At 61.5% G+C, this 26,483-nt stretch carries 20 protein-coding genes; 14 read left to right on the forward strand and 6 right to left on the reverse strand.

Going from position 1 to position 26,483, the window contains the following annotated elements:
* Window positions 1-24: 24 nt before the first annotated feature.
* Together HX855_RS16355 and HX855_RS16360 are read right to left on the reverse strand one after the other, a co-directional pair.
* The gene (locus tag HX855_RS16355; protein WP_003216915.1) at window positions 25-1,128 is read right to left on the reverse strand and encodes a GlxA family transcriptional regulator; all 1,104 of its coding nucleotides are present in this window, start codon (window positions 1,126-1,128) and stop codon (window positions 25-27) included.
* Window positions 1,129-1,644: 516 nt separating this feature from the next.
* On the reverse strand, window positions 1,645-3,021 hold the full coding sequence (locus tag HX855_RS16360; protein ID WP_177087051.1) for an L-serine ammonia-lyase: 1,377 nt from the start codon (window positions 3,019-3,021) through the stop codon (window positions 1,645-1,647).
* A gap of 435 nt (window positions 3,022-3,456) precedes the next feature.
* On the opposite strand from HX855_RS16360, the gene HX855_RS16365 reads away from it, so the two are divergent.
* The 3 genes from HX855_RS16365 to choV all read left to right on the forward strand — a co-directional run bounded on the left by HX855_RS16365 (window position 3,457) and on the right by choV (window position 6,492).
* Entirely contained in the window at window positions 3,457-4,404 is a 948-nt protein-coding gene (locus HX855_RS16365; protein ID WP_010167544.1) for a choline ABC transporter substrate-binding protein, read from the forward strand.
* Window positions 4,405-4,471: 67 nt separating this feature from the next.
* Window positions 4,472-5,317, forward strand: coding sequence for a choline ABC transporter permease subunit (gene choW / locus HX855_RS16370; protein WP_076017809.1), 846 nt, complete (start codon window positions 4,472-4,474; stop codon window positions 5,315-5,317).
* Complete coding sequence (gene choV / locus HX855_RS16375; protein ID WP_010167547.1) at window positions 5,314-6,492, forward strand: choline ABC transporter ATP-binding protein; 1,179 nt, start codon at window positions 5,314-5,316, stop codon at window positions 6,490-6,492. Before choW ends, choV begins: the two co-directional genes overlap by 4 nt.
* Before the next feature lie 156 nt (window positions 6,493-6,648).
* On the opposite strand, the gene HX855_RS16380 is transcribed toward choV, so the two are convergent.
* Complete coding sequence (locus HX855_RS16380) at window positions 6,649-8,583, reverse strand: BCCT family transporter (RefSeq protein WP_309139806.1); 1,935 nt, start codon at window positions 8,581-8,583, stop codon at window positions 6,649-6,651.
* Window positions 8,584-8,959: 376 nt separating this feature from the next.
* Here HX855_RS16380 and betI point away from each other — a divergent pair, with 376 nt between their 5' ends.
* The 10 genes from betI to yccS all read left to right on the forward strand — a co-directional run bounded on the left by betI (window position 8,960) and on the right by yccS (window position 23,983).
* Window positions 8,960-9,553: a transcriptional regulator BetI gene (gene betI, locus HX855_RS16385; protein WP_177087047.1), complete on the forward strand. Its 594-nt coding sequence runs from the start codon at window positions 8,960-8,962 to the stop codon at window positions 9,551-9,553.
* 109 nt (window positions 9,554-9,662) lie between these two features.
* A complete protein-coding gene (gene betB, locus HX855_RS16390; RefSeq protein WP_177087045.1) occupies window positions 9,663-11,135 on the forward strand; it encodes a betaine-aldehyde dehydrogenase in 1,473 nt (490 codons plus the stop codon).
* A gap of 196 nt (window positions 11,136-11,331) precedes the next feature.
* A complete protein-coding gene (gene betA, locus HX855_RS16395; protein ID WP_177087043.1) occupies window positions 11,332-13,035 on the forward strand; it encodes a choline dehydrogenase in 1,704 nt (567 codons plus the stop codon).
* Between the two features lie 216 nt (window positions 13,036-13,251).
* Window positions 13,252-14,694: a TldD/PmbA family protein gene (locus tag HX855_RS16400; RefSeq protein ID WP_177087041.1), complete on the forward strand. Its 1,443-nt coding sequence runs from the start codon at window positions 13,252-13,254 to the stop codon at window positions 14,692-14,694.
* On the forward strand, window positions 14,694-16,010 hold the full coding sequence (locus tag HX855_RS16405; protein WP_177087039.1) for a TldD/PmbA family protein: 1,317 nt from the start codon (window positions 14,694-14,696) through the stop codon (window positions 16,008-16,010). The genes HX855_RS16400 and HX855_RS16405 overlap by 1 nt, the downstream gene beginning before the upstream one ends.
* Window positions 16,011-16,395: 385 nt before the next feature.
* A complete protein-coding gene (locus HX855_RS16410) occupies window positions 16,396-17,286 on the forward strand; it encodes an alpha/beta fold hydrolase (RefSeq protein ID WP_177087037.1) in 891 nt (296 codons plus the stop codon).
* 37 nt (window positions 17,287-17,323) lie between these two features.
* The gene (gene mdtD, locus HX855_RS16415; RefSeq protein ID WP_003216894.1) at window positions 17,324-18,751 is read left to right on the forward strand and encodes a multidrug transporter subunit MdtD; all 1,428 of its coding nucleotides are present in this window, start codon (window positions 17,324-17,326) and stop codon (window positions 18,749-18,751) included.
* Between the two features lie 130 nt (window positions 18,752-18,881).
* The gene (dbpA, locus tag HX855_RS16420) at window positions 18,882-20,219 is read left to right on the forward strand and encodes an ATP-dependent RNA helicase DbpA (protein WP_237151081.1); all 1,338 of its coding nucleotides are present in this window, start codon (window positions 18,882-18,884) and stop codon (window positions 20,217-20,219) included.
* A 163-nt stretch (window positions 20,220-20,382) separates the two neighbouring features.
* Window positions 20,383-21,561, forward strand: coding sequence for an NAD(P)/FAD-dependent oxidoreductase (locus HX855_RS16425; protein WP_177087035.1), 1,179 nt, complete (start codon window positions 20,383-20,385; stop codon window positions 21,559-21,561).
* A gap of 238 nt (window positions 21,562-21,799) precedes the next feature.
* On the forward strand, window positions 21,800-23,983 hold the full coding sequence (gene yccS, locus HX855_RS16430; RefSeq protein WP_177087033.1) for a YccS family putative transporter: 2,184 nt from the start codon (window positions 21,800-21,802) through the stop codon (window positions 23,981-23,983).
* A gap of 88 nt (window positions 23,984-24,071) precedes the next feature.
* On the opposite strand, the gene HX855_RS16435 is transcribed toward yccS, so the two are convergent.
* The gene (locus HX855_RS16435; RefSeq protein ID WP_177087031.1) at window positions 24,072-24,809 is read right to left on the reverse strand and encodes an ABC transporter substrate-binding protein; all 738 of its coding nucleotides are present in this window, start codon (window positions 24,807-24,809) and stop codon (window positions 24,072-24,074) included.
* Between the two features lie 220 nt (window positions 24,810-25,029).
* On the opposite strand from HX855_RS16435, the gene HX855_RS16440 reads away from it, so the two are divergent.
* Window positions 25,030-25,482, forward strand: a complete 453-nt coding sequence (locus tag HX855_RS16440; RefSeq protein ID WP_177087029.1) for a GNAT family N-acetyltransferase — start codon at window positions 25,030-25,032, stop codon at window positions 25,480-25,482.
* Between the two features lie 167 nt (window positions 25,483-25,649).
* Here HX855_RS16440 and HX855_RS16445 read toward each other — a convergent pair whose 3' ends face one another.
* Complete coding sequence (locus HX855_RS16445) at window positions 25,650-25,946, reverse strand: helix-turn-helix domain-containing protein (protein ID WP_177087027.1); 297 nt, start codon at window positions 25,944-25,946, stop codon at window positions 25,650-25,652.
* 19 nt (window positions 25,947-25,965) lie between these two features.
* Complete coding sequence (locus tag HX855_RS16450) at window positions 25,966-26,466, reverse strand: M48 family metallopeptidase (RefSeq protein WP_010167569.1); 501 nt, start codon at window positions 26,464-26,466, stop codon at window positions 25,966-25,968.
* Window positions 26,467-26,483: the final 17 nt, after the last annotated feature.

The following is a 26,483-nucleotide window of genomic DNA, read 5'->3' on the forward strand; positions in this document are numbered from 1 at the left end:
TCGCGAGCAAGCTCGCGCCTGGTGTTAGAGCCTTACACTGGCGAAAGTCGACTCATTCCTGGCCTGGCTCAACGCCGACAACGGCCCGGACAGCGGTGACAACACCAGCGCCTGGGGAATCGGCATCATCGCCACTTGCTGCGTGGTGTTGGAACCCACGCGCTCATCCCGCGGCGGAATGCCGAAGTATTCGCGATAGCACTTGGAGAAGTGCGGCGTGGAGACAAACCCGCACACCGACGCCACTTCGATGATCGACATCGGCGTTTGCTTGAGCAACTGCCGTGCACGGATCAGGCGCAGCTTGAGGTAGTAGCGCGACGGCGAACAGTGCAGGTATTTCTGGAACAACCGCTCCAGCTGACGCCGGGAAACCGCGACGTACACCGCCAGTTCATCGAGGTCGATCGGCTCTTCCAGGTTAGCCTCCATCAGCGCGACGATTTCCTGCAGTTTCGGCTGGTTTGTGCCGAGCATGTGCTTGAGCGGCACACGCTGGTGATCCTGTTCGTTGCGGATGCGTTCGTACACGAACATCTCGGAGATCGCGGCCGACAGTTCACGGCCGTGGTCGCGGCTGATCAGGTGCAGCATCATGTCCAGCGGCGCGGTGCCGCCGGAGCTGGTGAAGCGGTTGCGGTCGAGGGTAAACAGGCGTGTGCTCATGGCCACGCGGGGGAAGGCTTCCTGCATCGACGCCAGGCATTCCCAGTGCACGCTGCAATCAAAACCGTCCAGCAGGCCGGCGCAGGCCAGGGCCCAACTGCCGGTGCACACCGCGCCGAGGCGGCGGGACTGGCGCGCCTGGCTTTGCAGCCACGACACATGCTCACGGGTCACGGTGCGCTGGATACCCACGCCGCCGCAGACAATCACGGTGTCCAGGGCCGGGGCTTTGTGCATGGAAGCATCGGGGGTGATTTGCAGACCGTCGCTGGCCCACACCTGGTTTCCGTCCACACTCAACGTCGTCCAGCGATACAGCTCGCGGCCGGAGAGTTGGTTGGCCATGCGCAGGGGTTCGACTGCGGAGGCCAGGGAAATCAGCGTGAAATTGTCCAGCAGCAAAAAGCCGATGGATTGAGGCGCACGGTTCTGGGGTTGGGCCCCGGAGTTGAACGACGTCATCGCGGTATCTCCTCACACAAAGCGGGTGATGGCCTCAGGCGAGGCTCTTGTTATTGCGCTCATCACCTTAAGGAAACTCCTGTGGCGAGAGGCTTTGTATTGATAGAGCAAATGCCATGCCTAAAGTTGAATGCGCATTCAATAACTCCTGAAAACGACCTCATGACGCGTCTATATAAGCCCGCGCATGGAGTGGGGGATATGACCCGAAAAAGACGTGAGAGGACGCAGGCTCAAGGTGTGTGAGCAGATCGGTAGCACTTGTGGGAAGCGAGAGAAACGACGTGGGAAAAGTCTGTCACCACAGGCACGGGTGACGGATGGTCATGGCGCGAAATCGTTCGGGAGCTACTTATCTAATTGCGACGCGCTAAAAGGTGGCGTGACGAACGGGAGATGCTCAATGTAGGAGCGAGCTTGCTCGCGAAAAACCTGAGAGCGCCGCGCTGATTCAGGGTGAACGCGTTATCGTTCACGACCTTCGCGAGCAAGCTCGCTCCTACAGGGGGGCGTACTTCAACACTCCACCGCACTCACCGCCAACCCACCCCGCGATGTCTCCTTGTACTTGTCATGCATATCCGCCCCGGTATCCCGCATGGTGCGGATCACCCGGTCCAGGGAGATAAAGTGCTGGCCATCGCCCCGCAACGCCATCTGCGCCGCATTGATCGCCTTGACGGCGGCAATCGCGTTACGCTCGATGCACGGCACCTGCACCAGCCCACCCACCGGGTCGCAGGTCAGGCCGAGGTTGTGTTCCAGGCCAATCTCCGCGGCGTTGCACAACTGCTCCGGCGTCGCCCCGAGAATCTCCGCCAGCCCCGCCGCCGCCATGGCGCACGCCGAGCCGACTTCACCCTGGCAACCCACTTCAGCCCCCGAGATCGACGCGTTCTTTTTACACAGGATGCCCACCGCCGCCGCGCCGAGGAAATAGTCGACCACGTTGGCCTCGGTCACCTCTTCGCTGAATTTCATAAAGTAGTGCAGCACCGCCGGGATGATCCCCGCCGCGCCATTGGTAGGGGCCGTGACCATGCGCCCGCCGGCGGCGTTTTCTTCATTCACCGCCAGGGCGAACAGGTTGACCCACTCCATCGCGCTCAGGGTTGAGCCGATCACATTGGGTTTGCCCAGCTCCTGCAAGCTGCGGTGCAACTTGGCTGCACGACGCCTTACATTGAGGCCGCCGGGAAGAATGCCTTCGTGCTTGAGGCCTTGCTCCACGCAATCCTGCATGGCCCGCCACAGCGTCATCAGGCCGCTGCGGATCTCGTCTTCCGAGCGCCAGGTTTTTTCATTCGCCAACATCAGTTCAGCGACCCGCAGGTTGTGGGTCTTGCACAGCTGGAGTAATTCCACCGCACTGGAAAAATCATAGGGCAGCTCGGTGCGGTCCATGTCTGCCACACCGCTGGCGGCCTGGGCTTCATCCACCACAAAACCGCCGCCGACAGAGTAGTAGGTATCGCGGTGCATCTCGCCGTTATCACCAAACACCACCAGGGTCATGGCATTGGGGTGGAAGGGCAGGTTTTCGTCGAGCAACAGCATGTCCCGCGCCCACAGGAACGGCACCGGCAACCGCCCGTCCAGCAGCAGGGTGTTGGTCTCGCGCAGGGTTTCGATGCGGATGCCGATGTGCGACGGATCAATCGCGTCCGGCCACTCGCCCATCAGGCCCATGATCACGGCGTTATCGCTGCCGTGACCGATGCCGGTGGCCGACAAGGAGCCATACAGCTGAACTTCGACGCGCCTCACTTGTTCCAATACATCACGTTCACGCAGTCCTTGAACGAACAACGCCGCGGCGCGCATGGGGCCGACGGTGTGAGAACTCGAAGGCCCAATGCCGATCTTGAACAGGTCGAAAACGCTGATAGCCATTGCCGTGAAACTCCGCAGATGAACAGGCCAGGCGCACATAACGCCCGGTGACGGAGCTGCTACGCTCATGTCGCAATCCGCCCAGATGGCAGCATCATCAAGCTTTTGTCTGCCCTCACGGCGTCTCACACCGACGTACCCATGCTTACCAGCGCCGCGCTCGTGGAAGGCGACGTTTTGGCCGTTTTTTGCGGTGCAGATCGGTAAAAAGTGCAGTTTTGCCTTGGAAAAAATCTGTAAGCGACGTCACCGACACTGGATACGACCATCCCTGTACTGGATACGACGCCCCCTGTAGGCGTCAGATTTTCACTGGTACATGATCAGTCTCGACTCGTTTGCACAGTTGCGTGGCAGAGCTGTGCCGCACGCCCAACCGCAACACCTATAAGCGCGGTGTTATTGCCGCCAGAAAAACACCAGGAGTCCACCCCCATGAAAGGTTCCCCGTCGTTGTTGTTGGCCGCCATGCTGAGTCTGCCAGCCCTGGCTCACGCTGCAGAACCGGCGCAATGCCAGACCGTCAATTTCTCCGATGTCGGCTGGACCGACATCACCGTCACCACCGCCACCACCAGCGAAGTCCTCAAGGGCCTCGGCTACAAACCCCGCACCACGATGATTTCCGTTCCGGTGACCTACAAGTCCCTGGCTGACGGCAAGAACATGGACATCTTCCTCGGCAACTGGATGCCGACCATGGAAAACGACATCAAGCAGTACCGTGATGCCGGCACCGTGGAAACCGTGCGCGCCAACCTGGAAAACGCCAAGTACACCCTGGCCGTGCCGGAAGCGCTGTACAACAAGGGCCTGAAAGACTTCGCCGACATCGTCAAATTCAAGGATGAGCTGGGCGGCAAGATCTACGGGATCGAGCCGGGCAACGACGGCAACCGCACCATCCAGACCCTTATCGACAAAGACGCCTTCGGCCTGAAAACCGCCGGCTTCAAAGTGGTCGAATCCAGCGAAGCCGGGATGCTCTCGCAGGTGGAACGCGCCACCAAGCGTGACCAGGCCATCGTGTTCCTCGGCTGGGAACCGCACCCGATGAACACCCGCTTCAAGATGAAGTACCTGACCGGGGGTGATGATTCATTCGGCCCCAACTACGGCCAGGCCACCATCTACACCAACGTCCGCAAGGGCTACACCCAGGAATGCAGCAACGTGGGCCAGTTGCTGAAAAACCTGTCGTTCACCCTGAACATGGAAAGCACCCTGATGGGTAACGTCCTGGACGACAAAATGAAGCCGGACGCAGCCGCCAAGGCGTGGCTGAAGAAGAACCCGCAAGTGCTCGACACCTGGCTCGCCGGTGTGACCACTGTCGATGGCAAACCAGGACTGGAGGCCGTCAAAGCTTACCTCGCCAAGTAACCGCTGACCCCGGGCCGGTACGCTGGCCCGGGATGTTTTTCCTCTTCGCATGTGGACATTCACTACCATGCTGACTGAACATAAAATCCCGCTAGGCCAGTACATCGCTGCCTTCGTTGAATGGTTGACCCAACACGGGGCCAACTACTTCGACGCAATCGCATCGACCCTGGAAACGATGATCCACGGCGTGACGTTCGCGCTGACCTGGTTCAATCCGCTGGCATTGATCGGTCTGATTGCGCTACTCGCTCACTTCATTCAACGCAAATGGGGCCTGACGGTATTTGTCATCGCCTCCTTCCTGCTGATCCTGAACCTGGGGTACTGGCAGGAAACCATGGAGACCCTGGCGCAGGTGCTGTTCGCCACCCTGGTCTGTGTGGTGATCGGCGTGCCGCTGGGCATTGTTGCCGCGCACAAACCGATGTTCTACACCCTGATGCGGCCGGTGCTCGATCTGATGCAGACCGTACCGACCTTCGTCTACCTCATCCCTACCCTGACCCTCTTCGGGCTGGGTGTGGTGCCCGGGCTGATTTCCACGGTGGTGTTTGCGATTGCCGCGCCTATCCGTCTGACTTACCTGGGTATCCGTGATGTGCCGCAAGAGTTGATGGACGCCGGCAAGGCCTTTGGCTGCTCGCGCCGTCAGTTGCTCTCGCGGATTGAACTGCCCCACGCCATGCCGAGCATCGCCGCCGGCATTACCCAATGCATCATGCTGTCGTTGTCGATGGTGGTGATCGCGGCCCTGGTGGGCGCCGATGGCCTCGGCAAGCCGGTGGTCAACGCGCTGAACACCGCCGACATCGCCCTGGGCTTTGAAGCAGGCCTGGCAATCGTGTTGCTGGCCATCATGCTCGACCGCATCTGCAAACAACCCGACGCCAAAGTAGGGGGTGATGCATGAGCATTATCCGGTTCGAAAATGTCGACGTGATCTTTTCCAAAGACCCACGCGAGGCGCTCAAGCTGCTGGACCAGGGCATGACGCGCAACGAGATCCTGAAAAAGACCGGGCAGATTGTCGGCGTTGAAAACGCCAGCCTGGATGTGGAGAAAGGCGAAATCTGTGTGCTGATGGGCCTGTCGGGCTCGGGCAAGTCGAGCCTGCTGCGCTGTATCAATGGCTTGAACACCGTCAGCCGCGGCAAGCTGTTTGTGGAGCACGAAGGTCGCCAGATCGACATCGCTTCCTGCACCCCCGCCGAGCTGAAAATGATGCGCACCCAGCGCATCGCCATGGTCTTCCAGAAGTTCGCCCTGATGCCTTGGCTGACGGTGCGCGAAAACATCAGCTTCGGCCTGGAGATGCAAGGCCGGCCGGAGAAAGAGCGGCGCAAGCTGGTGGACGACAAGCTGGAGTTGGTGGGTTTGTCGCAGTGGCGCAACAAGAAGCCCGACGAGCTGTCCGGCGGCATGCAGCAACGTGTAGGCCTGGCCCGCGCACTGGCGATGGACGCCGATATCCTGCTGATGGACGAACCGTTCTCGGCACTCGACCCGCTGATCCGCCAGGGTTTGCAGGATGAACTGCTGGAGCTGCAACGCAAGCTGAGCAAGACCATCGTATTCGTGAGTCACGACCTGGATGAGGCGCTGAAACTGGGCAGCCGCATCGCGATCATGAAAGACGGCCGGATCATCCAGTACAGCGTGCCGGAAGAGATCGTGCTGAACCCGGCGGACGACTATGTGCGGACCTTCGTGGCGCACACCAACCCGCTGAACGTACTGTGTGGCCGCAGCCTGATGCGCACGGTGGATAACTGCACCCACGTCAACGGCTCCATCAGCCTGGACCCGGGTGGCGACTCGTGGCTGGACCTGGCCGAAGGCAACACCATCAAGGGCGCACGGCAGAATGGCGCGGTGCTGAACTTGCAGAACTGGGCACCGGGGCAATCGGTGGAAGGCTTGGGCCGGATGCCGACGCTGGTGGACTCCAATATCGGCATGCGCGAGGCGTTGCAGATTCGCTATCAGACCGGGAACAAGCTGGTGCTGCAGGACAACAACAAGGTGGTGGGGATCCTGGGTGACAGCGAGCTCTACCATGCCCTCCTGGGCAAGAACCTGGGGTAAATCCTCCTGAAGGAACGGGGTCAATGTGGGAGCTGGCTTGCCTGCGATAGCTGCAGTGAATTCACCACTGCAATCGCAGGCAAGCCAGCTCCCACATTTGACCCCATTCCAACCTTGGAACAGCGGCGCCAGTGAAGGCACCGCTCTTTTCAACACTCAGCTATAGACACGGCCAAGGAGCTGCCGATGGCTTTCAAACTGATCGAGCACGTCCCGGGTGATTTGCTCCTGGGTGAAGCCCATCAGGTCGTATTCCTGAGGCCCGTTGTGCAGGTAAACCTCGGCGCGGTAGTAGCGCGTACGCTCTTCCTCAGGCAAGTCGTTCGGTGCCGACGAATAAGCATCCAGGCTCACTTCGTAAACAAACGGATTACCCTCCTCCCTCTCGATGCGCACGCCAATGCAGCGCTTGGACTTGCCCAGCAGGGTTTGCACTTCCAGCCCCTGGTCACGCAAGGCAGTCGCCGCGTCTTCCAGCGCCGGTGTGACGTGCTTGTCCATAAAGCGCTGCACGGTCCCCTGGCTCGGTTGCAGGTCCAGCGCGGTCAACCGCTCGCTGAACCCACGACGACCACGTTCAGCCAATTGCGCCTGCTCAAGCTCAATCGCCACATCCTGGCGCATCGCCTTGTGCAAGCCGAACATGAACAGGATCAGCACCACCGAGAACGGCAGTCCGGCCAGCACCACCATGGTTTGCATGGCTTCAAAGTTACCGGCAAACAACAAACCGATGGTCACCAGCGTGATCACGACCGACCAGAAGATCCGCAGCCAGTGCGGCGCATCCTCGTCAACGTTGCCGCCCTTGCAGGAAAGATTCGCCATCATCACCGCGCCGGAATCCGCCGGGGTCAGGAAGAGTACGAAGCCCACAAAGATCGATACGCCAATCACGATCTTCGACGCCGGGTAATGCTCCAGCAGTTGGTAGATCGCCATGGACGGTTGTTCCAGGGCGGTCTTGCCCAACTCCACCGCGCCATGGTTCAACACCAGGTCCAGGGCCGAGTTGCCGAAGATCGACAACCACGCCAGGGTGAAGCCCAGGGGGATCAGCAGCACGCCGGCCACCAGTTCACGCACCGTGCGACCACGGGAAATACGCGCGATGAACATGCCCACGAATGGTGCCCAGGAAATCCACCAGGCCCAGTAGAACAGGGTCCACAGGCCCATCCAGCGTTCGGTTTTGTCGGCGTCGCCTTCGTACACATACAGGTCGAAGGTTTTCAGCACGATACCGTTCAGGTAGTCGCCGGTGTTTTGCACCAGGCCATTGAGCAAGTGCAGGGTCGGGCCAAACAGCAGCACGAAGATCAGCAGGCCGCTGAACAGCACGATGTTCAGGTTGGACAGGCGGCGAATGCCGTTTTCCACACCCGACACGGCGGCGATGGTTGCCACGGTGCTCATCACGATGATCACGATCAGCAGGTTGGTGTTGCTGTGCGCCATGCCGAACAGGTTTTCCAACCCGGACGACACCTGCATCGAACCAATCCCCAGGTTCGTCACCAGGCCCAGCAGGGTCACAAACATGCCGAAGCCGTCCACCGCGTGACCGGCCGCGCCTTTCACCCAACGCTCGCCCACCAGCGGGTACAGCGCCGAGCGCAAGGCCAGCGGCTGGTTATGACGGTAGGCAAAGTACGCCACGGCCAGGCCGACCAGCGCGTAGATCGCCCAGCCATGCAGGCCCCAGTGCAGGAAGGTCAGTTGCAACGCCTGGCGTGCAGCGCCATTGCTGGCGGCCGCGCCTTCAGGCGGGTTGAAGTAGTGGTCCAGCGGCTCGGACGCGCCGAAGTACAGCAGCGAGATGCCGATGCCCGACGAGAACAGCATGCCGGCCCAGGCGCCGTAGCTGAAGTCCGGGGTGTCATCCTTGCTGCCCAGTTTCAATTTACCGTAGGACGAAAACGCCAGGCCCACCACAAACACCAGGTAGGCGGCGATCACGACCATGTAGTACCAGCCAAAGCTTTTCGACAACCAGGCTTGGGCCACACCGAGCATTCTGCCGGCTTCCTGCGGGGCGATGATCAGAATCGCGGTCAACAACAGAATCAGCGCGGTGGAGGTGTAGAACACCCAACCGTTGACCCGCACCTTTTCCGGCGGGGTCTTTATAAGAGAGGCAGAACTCATGGCACAGATGCTCCGGGCAGTGCAGAGAAACACAAGGCAACGCATGACCCGAGCCATCGATTTTTCGGCAGTCGACGGACGGGTGTATAAAGACACCCCGAAAAACCATGAACCCACGGCGAACCGCTGTGCCGGGCTGTTTCATGGGTTTTCCCGATGTCAGGTGGCGCCACATACACGTAGGAAATACCTGTAGGCAGCGACCATTTGTCGCAGATCTTATTCTTTGTTGATTGAACGTTCAATCAAAACAAAATAGACTGGCCCACAAGCCGACGGACGTTTATCGCCCGTTGGCAGGCCTAAGGAGAGGTGCACCATGCCCAAGGTCGGTATGCAACCCATACGCCGCCAGCAGTTGATCGAAGCCACATTGACTGCGGTCGATCAGGTCGGAATGGGGGATGCCAGCATTGCGCTGATCGCCCGTCTGGCCGGTGTCTCGAATGGCATCATCAGTCACTATTTTCAGGACAAGAATGGCCTGATCGCCGCCACGATGCGGTACCTGATGAACGTCCTGATCGAGAACGTCACCGAGCGCCGGTTGGCGCTGAAGGACGACAGCCCGCGGGCTCAACTCCAGGTGATCATCGAAGGCAACTTCGACGCCAGCCAGGTCAACGGCCCGGCCATGAAAACCTGGCTGGCCTTCTGGGCCACCAGCATGCACCACCCGTCATTGCACAGGCTGCAGCGGATCAACGATCACCGTCTGTATTCCAACCTGTGCTGCCAGTTCCGCCGAGCGTTGCCGTTGCCCGAGGCACGCAGCGCAGCCCGAGGCCTGGCGGCCCTGATCGACGGTTTGTGGTTGCGCGGCGCCCTGTCGGGAGACGCTTTCGACACGGAGCAGGCGCAACGGATCGCTTACGAATACATGGATTTCCAATTGGCCAAGCAGGTGAGTTAGAGCACACATAAACGCTCAACCCCTGAACGACTGCCGGTCGGTGTTGCCAGAACCCCATGGCCCACCTTCGGCGGTTAACGCCAACCACTTATGCACTTGCGAGGACTTTATGGCCCGTTTCGAACTGCAAAAACTCTACATTGACGGCGGCTACTCCGACGCTGGCAGCGATGCCACTTTCGAAGCCATCAACCCGGCTAACGGTGAAGTTCTCGCCAACGTGCAACGCGCCACTAAAGAAGACGTTGAGCGCGCCGTGGTCAGCGCCGAAAAGGGCCAGAAAATCTGGGCCGCCATGACCGCCATGGAGCGTTCGCGCATCCTGCGTCGTGCCGTTGAAATCCTGCGTGAGCGCAACGACGAACTGGCCGCCCTGGAAACCCTGGACACCGGCAAGCCGTACTCCGAAACCCAATACGTCGACATCGTCACCGGCGCCGACGTGCTGGAATACTACGCAGGCCTGGTGCCCGCCATCGAAGGCGAGCAGATCCCGCTGCGCACCACTTCGTTCGTCTACACCCGTCGCGAGCCGCTGGGCGTCGTCGCCGGTATCGGCGCGTGGAACTACCCGATCCAGATCGCCCTGTGGAAATCCGCACCGGCCCTGGCCGCCGGCAACGCGATGATCTTCAAGCCAAGCGAAGTCACCTCGCTGACCACCCTGAAACTGGCTGAAATCTACACCGCCGCCGGCGTTCCGGATGGCGTGTTCAACGTCCTGACCGGCAGCGGCCGTGAAGTCGGCACCTGGCTGACCGAGCACCCGCGCATCGAGAAAGTCTCCTTCACCGGCGGCACCGACACCGGCAAGAAAGTCATGGCCAGCGCTTCGAGCTCTTCGCTCAAAGAAGTCACCATGGAACTGGGCGGCAAATCCCCGCTGATCATTTTCGACGACGCCGACCTCGATCGCGCCGCCGACATCGCGATGATGGCCAACTTCTACAGCTCGGGCCAGGTCTGCACCAACGGCACGCGCGTGTTCGTTCCGACCGCCCTCAAAGGCGCGTTCGAAGCCAAGATCGCCGAGCGTGTTGCACGCATCCGCATCGGCAACCCGGAAGATGAAAACACCAACTTCGGCCCGCTGGTCAGCTTCGCCCACATGGAAAGCGTGCTCGGCTACATCGCCAAGGGCAAGGAACAAGGCGCCCGCCTGCTGTGCGGCGGCGACCGCCTGACCGACGGCGAATTCGCCAAGGGTGCCTACGTGGCCCCGACCGTGTTCACCGACTGCACCGACGACATGACCATCGTCCGTGAAGAGATCTTCGGCCCGGTGATGAGCATCCTCACCTACGACACCGAAGAAGAAGTGATCCGCCGCGCCAACGACACCGACTTCGGCCTGGCCGCCGGCCTCGTGACCAAGGACCTGAACCGCGCCCACCGCGTGATTCATCAGCTGGAAGCCGGTATCTGCTGGATCAACGCCTGGGGCGAGTCCGACGCGAAGATGCCGGTGGGTGGCTACAAGCAGTCGGGCGTGGGCCGTGAAAACGGGATCAGCTCGCTGAACAACTTCACTCGCATCAAATCGGTACAGGTTGAGCTGGGCGACTACGCCTCGGTGTTCTAACCCCCGATTTAGTCTGGTATGGCCCTTGTGGCGAGGGAGCTTGCTCCCGTTGGGCTGCGCAGCAGCCCCATCCCAGGCACTGCAGTTCTTTCAGACAGAACTCGATCGCTGATTTTGCGACTGCTACGCAGTCGAGCGGGAGCAAGCTCCCTCGCCACAAAAGCAGCCTGAACCGAATTTTATGAGGGTGCATTTAATGTCCCAAGAATACGACTACATCATTGTGGGTGCCGGCTCCGCCGGTAACACCCTGGCGACCCGTCTGACCGAAGACGAAGGCGTCACCGTCCTGCTGCTGGAAGCCGGCGGCCCGGACTACCGTTTCGACTTCCGTACCCAGATGCCCGCCGCCCTGGCGTTCCCGCTGCAAGGCCGTCGCTACAACTGGGCCTACGAAACCGATCCAGAGCCACACATGGACGGCCGCCGGATGGAGTGCGGTCGCGGCAAGGGCCTCGGCGGCTCCTCGCTGATCAACGGCATGTGCTACATCCGCGGCAACGCGATGGACTACGACAACTGGTCGAAGCTGCCAGGTCTGGAAGACTGGACGTACCTGGACTGCCTGCCGTACTTCCGTAAAGCCGAAACCCGTGACATCGGCCCGAACGACTACCACGGTGGCGAAGGCCCGGTCAGCGTGACCACGCCAAAGGCCGGCAACAACCCGCTGTTCCACGCGATGGTGGAAGCCGGCGTACAGGCCGGTTACCCGCGTACCGAAGACTTGAACGGCTACCAGCAGGAAGGCTTCGGCCCGATGGACCGTACCGTGACGCCAAACGGTCGTCGCGCCAGCACCGCCCGCGGTTACCTGGACACGGCCAAGAAGCGCTCGACGCTGACCATCGTCACCCACGCCCTGACCGACAAAGTGCTGTTCGAAGGCAAGCGCGCCGTGGGCGTGCGTTACCTGATCGGTGCCGCCGAAGAACGTGTTGAAGCCCGTGCCCGCAAGGAAGTCCTGGTGTGCAGCGGCGCAATCGCTTCGCCGCAACTGCTGCAACGCTCCGGTGTTGGCCCGGCCAAACTGCTGGAAAGCCTCGACATCCCGGTGGTCCACGACCTGCCTGGCGTCGGCGAAAACCTGCAGGACCACCTTGAGCTGTACCTGCAATACGCGTGCACCCAACCGGTGTCGCTGTACCCGTCGCTGCTCTGGTACAACCAGCCGGCCATTGGTGCCGAGTGGCTGTTCAACGGCACCGGCATCGGCGCCAGCAACCAGTTCGAAGCGGGCGGTTTCATCCGTACCCGTGAAGAATTCGATTGGCCGAACATCCAGTACCACTTCCTGCCGGTCGCGATTAACTACAACGGCAGCAACGGTGTGAAAGAGCACGGTTTCCAGGCACACATGGGCTCCATGCGTTCGCCGAGCCGTGGCCGTATCCAGCTGAAGTCGAAGAACCCGCGGGACTACCCGAGCATTCTCTTCAACTACATGGCCACCGAACAGGACTGGCAGGAATTCCGCGACGGCATCCGCCTGACCCGTGAAATCATGCAGCAGCCGGCGCTCGACCAGTACCGTGGCCGCGAAATCAGCCCGGGCATCGACGTACAGACCGACGAGCAACTGGATAAATTTATCCGCGAGCACGCCGAGACCGCGTTCCACCCGTCCTGCTCGTGCAAGATGGGCACCGACAAGATGGCCGTGGTTGACGCCGAAGGCCGTGTGCATGGCATGCAGGGTTTGCGTGTGGTGGATGCGTCGATCATGCCGATCATCACCACCGGCAACCTGAACGCGCCGACGATCATGATCGCCGAGAAAATCGCCGACAAGATCCGTGGCCGTAAGCCTTTGCCGCGCAGCACTGCGGATTACTACGTAGCGGGCGACGCCCCGGCGCGTGGCAAGCCGATGCGTGAAGTGGGTCCTGTTGCGCAGTAACTGATAGACCCAGGTGCCTGCATCGCAGGCAAGCCAGCTCCCACATTTGACCTCGTTCGCCAGAACAACTCAGTCACATGTGGGAGCCGGGCTTGCCCGCGATGAGGCCCGACCCGACACTGCAAAACCCCTCCTCTACACTTTCCTTGATCAGCTCCCCAGCCCAGGCCTACTCTGTTTGCCTGCCCGCGCCGAGCCGCCCACAAGGAAGGCCCCATGTTCGACCACCACGCCACACTCAAGAAACAGTTCAGTGCCCTGCGCACCACCGCCGAATTCTTCTCCCTGCGTTACGTTCGCGAATCCGGCCAGTACCTGTCGGTACGCAAGAACGTCGCCGAGCCGCCACACCTGAGCCAGGACGAGGGCGCGATGCTCACCGTGCGCCTCAACGGCGTCGAAGCCTACGCCGCGACCCACGACCTTTCCCTGTCCGGCCTGCAAGCCGCCCTTGAGCGTGCCGAACAGCAAGCCCGGCTGATCAAACCCCACGCCCTGCTCGACCTGCGCGACCAGCCGGTGTCCAGTGACATCGCCGACTACCTGTCGCCCAGCCTCGACCAACCCTTCCCGTCCCTGAGCGAGTGCTACCAACTGCTGGGCGCTGAATCGGCCGCCGTGCCCAAGGATGAGCGCCTGGTGAACTGGGAAGTCAGCCTGGGCACCACCCACGTTGAACAGATCTACCTCAACAGCGCCGGCGCCGAACTGCGCCAGGCCCAGCGCTTTGTGTTCCCGGGCGTGAACGTCACGGCCTACGACGGCAACGACAGCCAGACCCGCACCCTGGGCGGCACCAACTTCGGCCAGCAAGGCGGCTTCGACGTGATCAGCCGCTTCGGCCTGGTGGGCGCCGCACCGCAGATCGCCGACCAGGCGCTGCAACTGTTGCTGGCACCGAATACGCCACAAGGCCCGCGCGACCTGCTGCTGATGCCTGACCAGATGATCCTGCAGATCCACGAATCCATCGGCCACCCGCTGGAACTGGACCGCATCCTCGGCGACGAGCGCAATTACGCCGGCACCAGCTTCGTCAAGGCCAGCGACTTCGGCCACCTGCAATACGGCTCCCCCCTGCTGAACGTGACCTTCGACCCGGACATTCCCGAGCAACTCGCCAGCTACGGGCATGACGACGACGGCACCAAGGCCAGCAAACAATTCCTGATCCGCGAAGGCCTGCTGCTCAAGCCGCTGGGCGGTGCGCTGTCGCAATACCGCTCCGGCATGCAGGGCGTGGCCAACAGCCGCGCCTGCAGCTGGAACCGCGCGCCCATCGACCGCATGGCCAACCTGAATATCGAGGCCGGCGACCAGAACATGGCGCAGCTGATTGGCGGTATCGAGCACGGCATCCTGATGTCCACCAACCGTTCCTGGTCGATTGATGACGCGCGCAACAAATTCCAGTTCGGCTGCGAGTGGGGCCAGTTGATTGAAAACGGCGAACTCAAAGGCGTGGTGAAGAACCCCAACTACCGGGCGATTTCCGCGCAGTTCTGGCGCAACCTCAGCGCCGTTGGCGACGCCAGTACCTTCAAGGTGCTGGGCACGCCGAACTGCGGCAAGGGCGAACCCAACCAGGTGATCCGCGTCGGCCATGCGTCGCCGGCCTGTGTGTTCAGCCACGTGGATGTATTCGGGGGAGACGCCTGATGAATAATTTCAAAGCCCTGGTGGACTGGCTCAAGCAGGCCATCACCGATCACGAACAATTTCACCTCGGCTACGCCGACGAGTCGTCCGAGTTTGTGCGTTTCAATCACGGCAAAGTGCGCCAGGCCGGCCAGGTGCAACAGGCCAGCCTGAACCTGAAGCTGATCAACGACGGGCGCCACGCCGACCTCGGCATCACCCTGGCCGGCGAGCCTGAGCTGGATCGCCAGCGCCTGGCCGCCGGCCTGCAACAACTGCGCGAGACCTTGCCGTTGCTGCCCCAGGATCCGTACCTGCTGCTCAATCACAACGCCTGGCAAAACAAGGACCAACAGGACCGCCCGCTGCCGGACCTGGCCCAGGTGCTGGAAGCAATCAGCCAGGCGGCCGACGGTGTGGACATGGTTGGCTTCTACGCCGCCGGCCCCATCAGCCGAGGCTTTGCCAGTTCATCCGGCGCCTTCGGCTGGCACCAGGCCAACAGCTTCAATTTCGACTTCAGCCTGTTCCACCCCAACGGCGAAGCGGTGAAGGCCAGCTACGCCGGCAACGATTGGGACAGCACAGTCTTCGCCCAACGCTTCCAGCAGGCCCGCGAGCAGCTGGAGTTCCTCGGTCGCCCGCTGCACCCGCTGGCACCGGGGCAATACCGCGCTTACCTCGCCCCGGCGGCCATGGAAGAAATCATCAGCATGCTGACCTGGGGCGGTTTTTCCGCCCAGGCCATCGCCAGCAAGGGCAGCCCGTTGCAGCGCCTGTATGCCGGCGATCAAGCCTTAAGCCCGCTGGTGGCGGTAGACGAACAGGTCAGTGGTTCCCTGAGCTCGGCATTTTCCCGGGACGGCTACCCACGCAGCGACGTAAAGCTGATCAGCGGCGGCAAGGCCGAAGGCCAACTGGTGAACTCCCGCAGCGCCGCCGAATACGGCCTGAGCACCAACGGCGCCAGCAGCGATGAGTCTCCCAGCGCGTTGCAGATGGCGGCCGGCAACCTGGCCCAGGCCGATATCCTCAAGCAACTGGGCACCGGCTTGTACATCAGTAACCTGTGGTACCTGAACTACTCCGACCAGCCCGCCGCGCGCCTGACCGGCATGACCCGCTTCGCCACGTTCTGGGTCGAAGACGGCGAGATCAAGGCGCCGGTCAGCACCATGCGCTTTGATGACAGCGTGTACAGCCTGCTGGGCTCGCAACTGGAAGCGTTGACTGCCGATCGGGAATTACTGCTGTCGGCGAGTACGTACAGCCAGCGCAATACCTCGTCCAATCTATTGCCGGGCGCATTGGTAAAACGCCTGACCCTGACCTTATAAACAACGCAAAACCCATGTGGGAGCGGGCTTGCTCGCGAATGCGGTGTATCAGCTACAGATGTATTGGCTGACACCGCGCATTCGCGAGCAAGCCCGCTCCCACATTTGCTTGCATTCCACATTCTGATCGAACCCAACCTCAAAACCTCAGTCCAGGCACCTGGTCGTCCGGCCAGTTGTCGCTCGCGAAAAACCTCGTTATAAAGGTTGGTGGCACCTAGCCATACAACCACACCGTAGGAGCGAGCCGGCTCGCGAAAAACCCGAGAGCACCGCGTCTAGGCTGGCAAACCGCGTCATCGTTGAAGATCTTCGCGAGCAAGCTCGCTCCTACACTCAAGTGATGCACGACCTTGCCCGGGATAGGGCAAGCTGGAGCGTTGACATGAATCATGGAAGTTTTGTCATTGAGAAGCTGTTCAAGCACTACAACGTTCACGTAGAACAGCTGGGTAACAACCCAGAGAAGAAAACCGTGCTGTTGGTCAACGGCGCACTGTCCACCACCCGCTCGTTTGCCCGCACCAGCAAGTGCCTGTCCGAGCACTTCAATGTGCTGATGTTCGACTTGCCGTTCTCCGGCTATTCGCGCCCGCACAACACTGACCTCGACCTTGTGACCAAGGACGATGAAGTGCAGATCCTGCGGGCATTGGTGGAACGCTTTCAGGTCAACCACCTGGTGTCGGCCTCATGGGGCGGGATTTCCACGCTGCTGACCCTGGCCCATAACCCGCCGTCCATTGAAAGCTCGGTGGTGATGGCGCTGGCGCCCAACCTCAACCAGGCCATGCTCGAATACGTAGAGCGGGTGCGGGTGCTGATCGAGGCCGATGACAAATCCGCCGTCGGCCACCTGCTGAATGAAACCGTCGGCAAATATTTGTCGCCGCGGCTCAAGCGCAACAACCACCGGCACCTGTCGACCATGGCGACTAACGAGTACCGCCAGGCGCGTTTCCATATCCACCAGGTACTGGCGATGGGTGACGGCAATTACCTGCCGCAACTGAGCCGGATCGAATCCCCGGTGCACTTCCTCAACGGCGTGCTGGACGAGTACACCCCGGCAGACGAAGCCCGACTGTTCAAAAAATACGTCGGCCGCAGCAGCTTCGCCACCGCCGAACACACCGGCCATTTGCTCGATCTGGAATCCCGCGAAGCGGCGCTGGCGGTACACCGTGCGCTGCTCGATTTCCTGGTGGGCAAACACGCGGCGTTGTCAGATATAGACGAAGCGCCAGTGGGAAAAGGAGCTGCCGATGGCGCATAATCGCCAACACATAGGCTGCTAACAAAAAAGGTAACTCATGCCGAATCGCGCCCCTCTCGATGCCAAGACCGCCCGCTGGCTACCCTGGGTGGTCGCGATTGCCTTCTTTATGCAGTCGCTGGATGGGACGATTCTCAACACCGCCTTGCCGGCCATGGCCCGGGACCTGGCGGAGAACCCGTTGCGCATGCAGGGTGTGGTGATCGCCTACATGCTCACCGTGGCCTTGCTGATTCCCGCCTCGGGTTGGGTGGCCGACCGCTTCGGCACCAAGAAGATTTTCTTCGGCGCGATCATGCTGTTCAGCATCGGTTCGTTGCTTTGCGCACTCTCCAGCACGCTGACCATGCTGGTGGGCGCGCGGGTGATCCAGGGCCTGGGCGGTGCCTTGATGTTGCCGGTGGGCAGGCTGGTGGTGCTGCGCGCCTACCCGCGTTCGGAGCTGGTGCGGATCATGGGCTTCATCACCATTCCCGGGCTGCTCGGCCCGTTGCTCGGCCCGACCATGGGCGGCTGGATGGTGCAGTACCTGACCTGGCACTGGATCTTCCTGATCAACCTGCCGGTGGGCATCATCGGCTGCTACGCCGTGTGGAAATTCATTCCCGACCTGCGCGGCAGTGAACGTACGCGTTTCGACGGTGTGGGTTTCCTGCTGTTCGGCGCGGCGATGGTGCTGATCACCATCGCCATGGAAGGCCTCGGCGAATTGCACCTGCCGCACCTGCGGGTGATGTTGCTGCTGTTTGGCGGCCTCGCGTGCCTGGCGGCCTATTGGCTGCGGGCCGGGCATATCGACAATCCACTGTTCTCACCGGTGCTGTTCAAGACCCGCACCTTTGCCGTGGGCATCCTCGGCAACCTGTTCGCCCGCCTCGGCAGCGGTGCGTTGCCGTTCCTCGTGCCGCTGCTGTTGCAGGTGGCGCTGGGTTACTCACCGTCCGAAGCCGGGATGAGCATGCTGCCCCTGGCGGCGGCGGCGATGTTTGCCAAGTCTATCGCCCGGCCGCTGATCGAGCGCCTCGGCTACCGCGTGGTGCTGACCGGCAACACCCTGGCGCTGGGCATCATGCTGGCGAGCATGGGCCTGGTCAGCGAACACACGCCCTACCCGCTGCTGCTGAGCATGCTGGCGATCCTGGGGGCGATCAACTCGCTGCAATTCACCGCGATGAACACCGTGACCCTGATCGACCTCGACGACGCCCAGGCCAGCAGCGGCAACAGTTTGCTTTCGGTCGTGGCGCAGTTGTCCCTGAGCCTCGGGGTGGCCTGCGCCGGTGCGCTGCTGGGTGGTTTCACCGCAGAAGTGGGCAACGACGGGGTCGACACCGTGCTCGGCGCGTTCCAGCTGACGTTCGTTACCGTGGGCATCATGGCGATGCTGGCGGCGGCGATCTTCCTGCAACTGTCGCCAAAAGACGGCAAACGCGTGGTCAGCCGCGAGCACGACATCGAGCATTAACAGGCTTCTCGTCTAGAACTTGCAGGGAAAATCCTTCGGGACTGGTACACTGCGCGACATTTTGTTTTGCAGAGCCAGTCCCGTGACTACCATCGCCACCGCTTTTAATACTTTGCCGCTCTCCGCCGCCATGCTCGCTAACCTCGACTCGCTGGGTTATGTCGAGATGACGCAGATCCAGGCGCAAAGCTTGCCGGTGATCCTCAAAGGGCTGGACCTGATCGCCCAGGCCAAGACCGGCAGCGGCAAGACCGCGGCTTTCGGCATCGGCCTGCTGAACCCGATCAACCCGCGCTACTTCGGCTGCCAGGCCCTGGTGATGTGCCCGACCCGCGAGCTGGCCGACCAGGTGGCCAAGGAAATCCGTCGCCTGGCCCGCGCCGAAGACAACATCAAGGTGTTGACCCTGTGCGGCGGCGTGTCCCTGGGCCCGCAGATCGCTTCCCTGGAACACGGCGCCCACGTCATCGTCGGCACCCCGGGCCGCATCCAGCAGCACCTGCGCAAGGGTTCGCTGGTGCTGGACGGCTTGAACACGCTGATCCTCGATGAAGCCGACCGCATGCTCGACATGGGCTTCTACGACGCCATCGAAGACATCATCAGCAAGACCCCGGCCCGCCGCCAGACCCTGCTGTTCTCGGCCACCTACCCGGTGAGCATCAAGCAGCTGGCCTCGAAATTCATGCGCGCGCCGCAGCAGGTCAAGGCCGAAGCGTTCCACTCGGACGACCAGATCGAGCAGCGCTTCTACGAGATCTCCCCGGAAGAGCGCATGGACGCGGTGACCAAGGTGCTGGCGCATTTCCGCCCGGCGTCTTGCGTGGCGTTCTGCTTCACCAAGCAGCAAGTGCAGGAAACCGTGGATCACCTGACCGCCAAAGGCATTTCCGCCGTCGGCCTGCACGGCGACCTGGAACAGCGCGACCGTGACCAGGTGCTGGCGATGTTCGCCAACCGCAGTACGTCGGTACTGGTCGCCACCGACGTGGCCGCCCGTGGTTTGGACATTGATGCACTGGACATGGTGATCAACGTCGAACTGGCCCGCGACTCGGAAATCCACATCCACCGTGTAGGCCGTACCGGCCGTGCCGGTGAGACCGGTATCGCCATCAGCCTGGTTGCCCCGTCCGAAGCCCACCGTGCCCAGGCCATCGAACAGTTGCAGAAATCGCCGCTGAACTGGGACCAGCTGGACAACCTCAAGCCTCAAAGTGGCGGCCCGTTGCTGCCGGTGATGAGCACCCTGTGCATTGCCGCCGGCCGTAAAGACAAGGTTCGCCCAGGCGACATCCTTGGCGCACTGACCGGTGACGCCGGGATTCCGGGTGCCCAGGTCGGCAAGATCGCGATCTTTGATTTCCAGGCCTTCGTGGCCGTGGAACGCGGGATCGCCAAGCAGGCGCTGCAGCGCTTGAATGACGGCAAGATCAAAGGCCGTTCGTTGCGGGTTCGCATCCTGTAAAAATACCGCGTTCCTGTTGAAGGAACCGAATCAATGTGGGAGCTGGCTTGCCTGCGATAGCATCAACTCGATCTGACAGACAGACCGAGTCGGCTGCATCGCAGGCAAGCCAGCTCCCACATTTGATTGCATTTCAGATCAATATTTTTGTGAGGACATGGCTGTGCGCTCGACCGAAGTTGTGATCATTGGCGCCGGCGCCGCAGGCTTGATGTGTGCGCTGACCGCCGCCGGGCGTGGGCGCAAGGTGATGTTGATCGACCACGCGAACAAGGCCGGCAAGAAGATCCTGATGTCCGGCGGTGGCCGCTGCAATTTCACCAATATGTACACCGAGCCGGCCAACTTCCTGTCCCACAACGCGCACTTCTGCAAGTCCGCCCTGGCCCGCTACACCCAGTGGGATTTCATCGGGCTGGTGGCCAAGCACGGCGTGCCGTATCACGAGAAGAAACTTGGCCAGCTGTTCTGCGACAACAAGTCCAGCGACATCCTCGGGATGCTGCTGGATGAGTGCATCCAGGTGGGCGTGAGCCTGCACCTGGACACCTCGGTGCAGGAAATTGCCAAGGTCGACAGCGGCTATCAGTTGCAAACCACCCTCGGTGAGCTGCGCTGCGAATCGCTGGTGATCGCCACCGGTGGCCTTTCGATCCCGACCCTGGGCGCCACCGGTTTTGGTTACCAGGTGGCCAGGCAGTTCGGCCATGAACTGCTGCCGACCCGCGCCGGGCTGGTGCCGTTCACCATCACCGACCAGCTCAAGGAATTGTGCGGCGAGCTGTCCGGTACGTCCGTGGACTGCCTGGTGAGCTGCAACGACCAGAGCTTTCGCGAGAACATCCTGTTTACCCACCGCGGCCTGAGCGGGCCGGCGATCCTGCAGATCTCCTCTTACTGGGAACCCGGCGACACCGTGGAAATCAACCTGCTGCCCGACCACGACGCCCACACCTGGCTGCAAGCGCAACAGGTCGAGCGCCCGAACAGCGAGTTGAAAACCCTGCTGGGTGAGATCTTCACCAAGAAGATGGCCAACCTGCTGGCCGACACCTGGTTCGTTTCCAAGCCGATGAAGCAGTACACCCATGCCGAGATTGCCGACATCGCCGGCAAACTGGGGAGCTGGCAGCTGGTACCGGCGGGCACTGAAGGCTATCGCACCGCCGAGGTCACCCTGGGTGGGGTGGACACGCGGGAAGTCTCGTCCAAGACCATGGAATCCCTGAAAAGCCCCGGGCTTTATTTCATCGGGGAAGTGTTGGATGTGACCGGTCACCTGGGTGGGTTCAACTTTCAGTGGGCGTGGGCTTCCGGGTATGCAGCCGCTCAATTTGCCTGATTCAGGGATGTACTCGGTCAAACGGTGGGAGCTGGCTTGCCTGCGATGAGGCCGGCACCTTCAACATCTTGATTGACTGACACACCGCCATCGCAGGCAAGCCAGCTCCCACATTGGTTTGGGGTGTTCTTGAGAGAATGCCTGTAATAAATTTTGCTGTTGGATGTGATCGCCACGCTTGCCGTGGCGTCCTTGATAGCTCAATTTAGCGGCATCGTCCCGGAAGACCCCAGACTTCATGTCATCGACCTCCTTCAAGCAGTCCATGCGGCGCCTTTGGGCACTGGATAAGTTCAGTTACAGCGTACGGGTGTTCATCGCCCTGACCGGCAGCATGGCGCTGTGCTGGTACCAGAACGAAATGACGCTGCTGATCCCGTTGTTCCTGGGGATTATCGCCAGCGCCCTGGCCGAGACCGATGACAATTGGCAAGGCCGACTCAACGCCCTCGCCGTGACATTGGTGTGCTTCAGCACCGCCGCACTGTCGGTCGAATTGCTCTTCCCTTATCCATGGATCTTCGCGATTGCCCTGGCCCTGGCCAGCTTCGGCCTGACCATGCTCGGAGCGCTGGGCGAGCGTTATGGGGCGATTGCGTCCGCCACCCTGATTCTGTCGGTCTACACCATGATCGGCGTGGACCAGCGCGGTGGCGCCGTCACCGACTTCTGGCATGAACCCTTACTGCTGGTGGCCGGTGCCGCGTGGTATGGCGCGCTCTCGGTGTTGTGGCAGGTGCTGTTTTCCAACCAGCCGGTGCAACAAAGCCTGGCGCGGTTGTTTCGCGAGCTGGGGCGTTACCTCAAGCTCAAGTCGTCGCTGTTCGAGCCAATCCGCCAATTGGATGTGGAAGCCCGGCGCCTGGAACTGGCGCAGCAAAATGGCCGGGTGGTGGCGGCGCTGAACGCCGCCAAGGAAATCATCCTGCACCGGGTCGGCAATGGCCGGCCGGGCTCCAAGGTCAGCCGCTACCTCAAGCTGTACTTCCTGGCCCAGGACATCCACGAACGCGCCAGTTCTTCGCACTACCCCTACAACGCGCTGGCCGAAGCCTTCTTCCACAGCGACGTGCTGTTCCGCTGCCAGCGCCTGCTGCGCCAGCAAGGCAAGGCCTGCCAGACCCTCGCCGAATCGATCCAGCTGCGCCAGCCCTTCGTCTATGACGACAGCTTCGCCGAGGCCCTGGGCGACCTGAATGCCTCCCTGGAACACCTGCGCATCCAGAGCAACCCGGCCTGGCGCGGCCTGCTGCGCTCCTTGCGCGCCCTGGCCGCCAACCTGTCCACACTGGACCGCCTGCTGGGCGACGCCGCCAACCCCGACAGCCTGGCCGACGCCACTGACAGCAGCCTGCTGGACCGTGCACCGCGCAACCTCAAGGAAATGTGGACCCGCCTGCGCACCCAGTTGACGCCCACCTCCTTGCTGTTCCGCCACGCCCTGCGCCTGCCCCTGGCGCTGAGTATCGGCTACTGGATGGTGCACTTGATCCACCCGTCCCAGGGCTACTGGATCATCCTCACCACCCTGTTTGTGTGCCAGCCGAACTACGGCGCCACCCGGCGCAAGCTGGGCCAGCGGATCATCGGCACCGCCATCGGCTTGACCATCGCCTGGGCACTGTTCGACCTGTTCCCCAACCCGCTGATCCAGTCGATGTTCGCCATCGCCGCCGGCCTGGTGTTCTTTATCAACCGCACCACCCGCTACACCCTGGCGACCGCGGCGATCACGCTGATGGTGCTGTTCTGCTTCAATCAGGTGGGCGACGGTTACGGGCTGTTCCTGCCGCGGCTGTTCGATACCTTGCTCGGCAGCCTGATCGCCGGGCTGGCGGTGTTCCTGTTCCTGCCGGACTGGCAAGGCCGACGCCTGAACAAGGTGCTGGCCAACACGCTGACCTGCAACAGCATCTACCTGCGCCAGATCATGCAGCAGTACGCCGCCGGCAAAAGCGACGACCTGGCTTACCGCCTGGCCCGGCGCAACGCCCACAACGCCGACGCGGCGCTGTCCACCACCCTGGCCAACATGCTGATGGAGCCGGGGCATTTCCGTAAGGAAGCGGATGTAGGGTTCAGGTTCCTGGTGCTGTCCCACACCCTGCTCAGCTACCTGTCGGGGCTCGGTGCACACCGCGAAACCCAGCTGCCGGCCGAGGTGCGTGAGCACTTGATCGACGGCGCCGGGAAGGCGCTGGCGGCGAGCATTGACGAGATCGCCACCGGGCTGGCCAACAAGCAGCCGATCGCGATCCAGAGTGATGCCGAGGAAGCGCTGGCGGTGGACCTGGAGCAAATGCCGGATGAGATCGATGAGGGGCAGCGGCTGGTGCAGACGCAACTGGCGTTGATCTGCCGGCAATTGGGGCCGTTGCGCACACTGGCGGCTCACCTGATCAAAGATACCGGCGCGGATTAAACCGCTATCGCGGGCAAGCCCGGCTCCCACAGTTGACCGAGTACTCCTGTGGGAGCTGGGCTTGCCCGCGATGGGGCCCGCCAAAACACTACATCCCGTGCTGCTTCATCAACCGCGCATAACTGCCATCCGCTTTCATTTTCGCGATCTCCCGATCAAACCCGGCGACGATCTGCTCGTGTTGCGGGTTTTTCAGGCTGACCAGAATGTGCAGGCTGTTTTCGCTCAACGGCACCGGCAAAAACTCCACCGCGTTGCGTACGGTGGCGGACTCCCGGGCCAGGTAGTAACGGGCGACAAATTCATCCTCCACCGTCAGCCGTACCCGCTGCGCGGCCAACATGCGCACCGCCATGGCAAAGCTATGCACAGGGACTTTCTGCAACTGCGGATCGGCGTCGAACGCCGCCGAATAGGCGTAGCCGCGTACCACCGCGATGGGATAGTCGTGCAGTTGCTGCAGGTTCTGATACTCGATGGGATCGTCACGGCGCTTGAGAAACAGCACGCGGTTGAGCAGATACTCACCGGAAAACTGCCCCAGTTGCGTACGCGCGTCGTCGTACCAGGCATTGACCAGCACGTCATAACGCCCCTCACCCACCCCCATCAGTGCGCGGGCCCAGGGCACCTGTTCAAACTCACTGCCATAGCCGGCCCGAGCCAGGGCGGTGGTCACGATGTCGGTGGCCAACCCGCCATTGACCAGGGTGGCGTCGGTAAATGGCGGCCAGGCATCCGCCACCAGGCGTAAACGTTCTGCCGCCGCCGTCTGGGCCAGCAACAACAAACCGATCAAAGCAACGGCACGAGAAAATCGCGGCATGCTCAAGTCCTTGGCGGGCGTTCTATGGCCTGACCTCAGGGTTGAACCCAAGGGTTTAACAGTAGCTCATCAATGAGCCTGCACTGCAGATTACACAAAGAAGGCAGCGGCGATTGCACTGAATGATGGCAAATTGACGTCACTCACAAAAAACCACAATTTAGACACTCGCCTTCCGCACGCTTACTATCCTGACCAGACAATTAGCCGAGAGAACACCATGACAGTCGAATGGGTCTGCAAACACCACAGTGACTTGGGCAAGGAGCAGCTATACGCGATTTTGCGCCTGCGCTCGGAGGTCTTCGTTGTCGAGCAGAAATGCGTGTACGCGGACCTCGATGGCCAGGACCTGGACGGTGATACCCATCACCTGATGGCCTGGGGGGATGGTCAATTGCAGGCTTACCTGCGCCTGCTTGATCCTGAATCCCAGGGCGGTGATGTGGTGATTGGCCGAGTGATCGTGGCGCCGGGCGCACGGGGCACCGGGCTGGGCCATCAGATGATGGATGAGGCCCTCCGGCAGGCGGAGAAGCAGTGGCCCGAAGTCCCGATCTATCTGTCGGCCCAGGCGCACTTGCAGGGGTATTACGGGCGGTACGGGTTTGTGGTGGCGGGGGAGGAATACCTTGAGGATGATATTCCACACATTGGTATGCGTCGGGCCTGAACCTTTTAAGGGAAGGCATCGCTGAATTTTTATAGGCAGGCATCACGAATGTGGCGAGCGAGCTTGCTCGCGTTGGGCTGCGAAGCGGCCCCAAGAAAAGCGGGAGCGCTGCGCACTCCAACGCGAGCAAGCTCGCTCGCCACAGGACAAGCCCAGTCGCCACAGGGTCAGGGGTAATCCAGTACGCGCTTGATCTGGCTTAGGTTCGCCTCGATCCAGCGCCGATCAATCGCCCCCCAATCACGAATCCGATAGCACCCGGCATGGTTGCGGGCGCCGTCTTCCTGTTCAAACTCACACACAATGTCCAGGTCCGCCAACGCCGCGATCGTGTCCTGGGCGGTGCGCCGGGGCATGCCCGTCACCTCGGTGAGGGCCGGGACGCTGCTGGCCAACTGGCTGTCGATCAGGTACGCCACGTACAGGCGTCGGTAGAAGCTGCTTTTGGTCTTGCTCACATCCATGCTCGATCGCCTTTGAAGGTTAGGGCTTGCCCTGCAGGTCCCGCCAGGTCAGGTACACCCGCAGGTCGAATTCCACCTGATGGTAGCCCGGCAGCATGTACTCACAGAGTTTGTAGAACGCCTTGTTGTGGTCCGATTCCTTGAAGTGCGCCAGTTCGTGTACCACGATCATGCGCAAAAACTCCGGGGCGGCTTCCTTGAACAGCGAGGCGATGCGGATTTCTTTCTTCGACTTGAGGTTGCCGCCCTGCACCCGGGAGATGGTGGTGTGCAGGCCGAGGGCGCGGTGGGTCAGGTCCAGGCGGTTGTCGAACAACACTTTGTCGATGGCCGGGGCGTTGCGCAGGTGCTCCTGCTTCAGCGCCTGGGCGTAGCTGTACAGCGCTTTGTCGCTCTGCACGCCGTGACGCTCGGGGTAGCGCTGGGTCAGGTAGTCGCCCAGTTGGTCCTTGGCGATCAACTGACGCACTTGCTCCTGCAATGCTGCGGGGTAGGCCTGGAGGTATTTCAGCGCGGTCATGGGATCAACAACGGGTA

Source organism: Pseudomonas sp. IPO3778, from assembly GCF_013386825.1.
Lineage (GTDB): Bacteria > Pseudomonadota > Gammaproteobacteria > Pseudomonadales > Pseudomonadaceae > Aquipseudomonas.

Bases quoted from the DNA above. Each gene is read 5' to 3' on its own strand.
- HX855_RS16355 (WP_003216915.1), bottom strand. From the start codon at position 1,128: ATGACGTCGTTCAACTCCGGGGCCCAACCCCAGAACCGTGCGCCTCAA.
- HX855_RS16360 (WP_177087051.1), bottom strand. From the start codon at position 3,021: ATGGCTATCAGCGTTTTCGACCTGTTCAAGATCGGCATTGGGCCTTCG.
- HX855_RS16365 (WP_010167544.1), top strand. From the start codon at position 3,457: ATGAAAGGTTCCCCGTCGTTGTTGTTGGCCGCCATGCTGAGTCTGCCA.
- choW (WP_076017809.1), top strand. From the start codon at position 4,472: ATGCTGACTGAACATAAAATCCCGCTAGGCCAGTACATCGCTGCCTTC.
- choV (WP_010167547.1), top strand. From the start codon at position 5,314: ATGAGCATTATCCGGTTCGAAAATGTCGACGTGATCTTTTCCAAAGAC.
- betI (WP_177087047.1), top strand. From the start codon at position 8,960: ATGCCCAAGGTCGGTATGCAACCCATACGCCGCCAGCAGTTGATCGAA.
- betB (WP_177087045.1), top strand. From the start codon at position 9,663: ATGGCCCGTTTCGAACTGCAAAAACTCTACATTGACGGCGGCTACTCC.
- betA (WP_177087043.1), top strand. From the start codon at position 11,332: ATGTCCCAAGAATACGACTACATCATTGTGGGTGCCGGCTCCGCCGGT.
- HX855_RS16400 (WP_177087041.1), top strand. From the start codon at position 13,252: ATGTTCGACCACCACGCCACACTCAAGAAACAGTTCAGTGCCCTGCGC.
- HX855_RS16405 (WP_177087039.1), top strand. From the start codon at position 14,694: ATGAATAATTTCAAAGCCCTGGTGGACTGGCTCAAGCAGGCCATCACC.
- HX855_RS16410 (WP_177087037.1), top strand. From the start codon at position 16,396: ATGAATCATGGAAGTTTTGTCATTGAGAAGCTGTTCAAGCACTACAAC.
- mdtD (WP_003216894.1), top strand. From the start codon at position 17,324: ATGCCGAATCGCGCCCCTCTCGATGCCAAGACCGCCCGCTGGCTACCC.
- dbpA (WP_237151081.1), top strand. From the start codon at position 18,882: ATGCTCGCTAACCTCGACTCGCTGGGTTATGTCGAGATGACGCAGATC.
- yccS (WP_177087033.1), top strand. From the start codon at position 21,800: ATGTCATCGACCTCCTTCAAGCAGTCCATGCGGCGCCTTTGGGCACTG.
- HX855_RS16435 (WP_177087031.1), bottom strand. From the start codon at position 24,809: ATGCCGCGATTTTCTCGTGCCGTTGCTTTGATCGGTTTGTTGTTGCTG.
- HX855_RS16440 (WP_177087029.1), top strand. From the start codon at position 25,030: ATGACAGTCGAATGGGTCTGCAAACACCACAGTGACTTGGGCAAGGAG.
- HX855_RS16445 (WP_177087027.1), bottom strand. From the start codon at position 25,946: ATGGATGTGAGCAAGACCAAAAGCAGCTTCTACCGACGCCTGTACGTG.
- HX855_RS16450 (WP_010167569.1), bottom strand. From the start codon at position 26,466: ATGACCGCGCTGAAATACCTCCAGGCCTACCCCGCAGCATTGCAGGAG.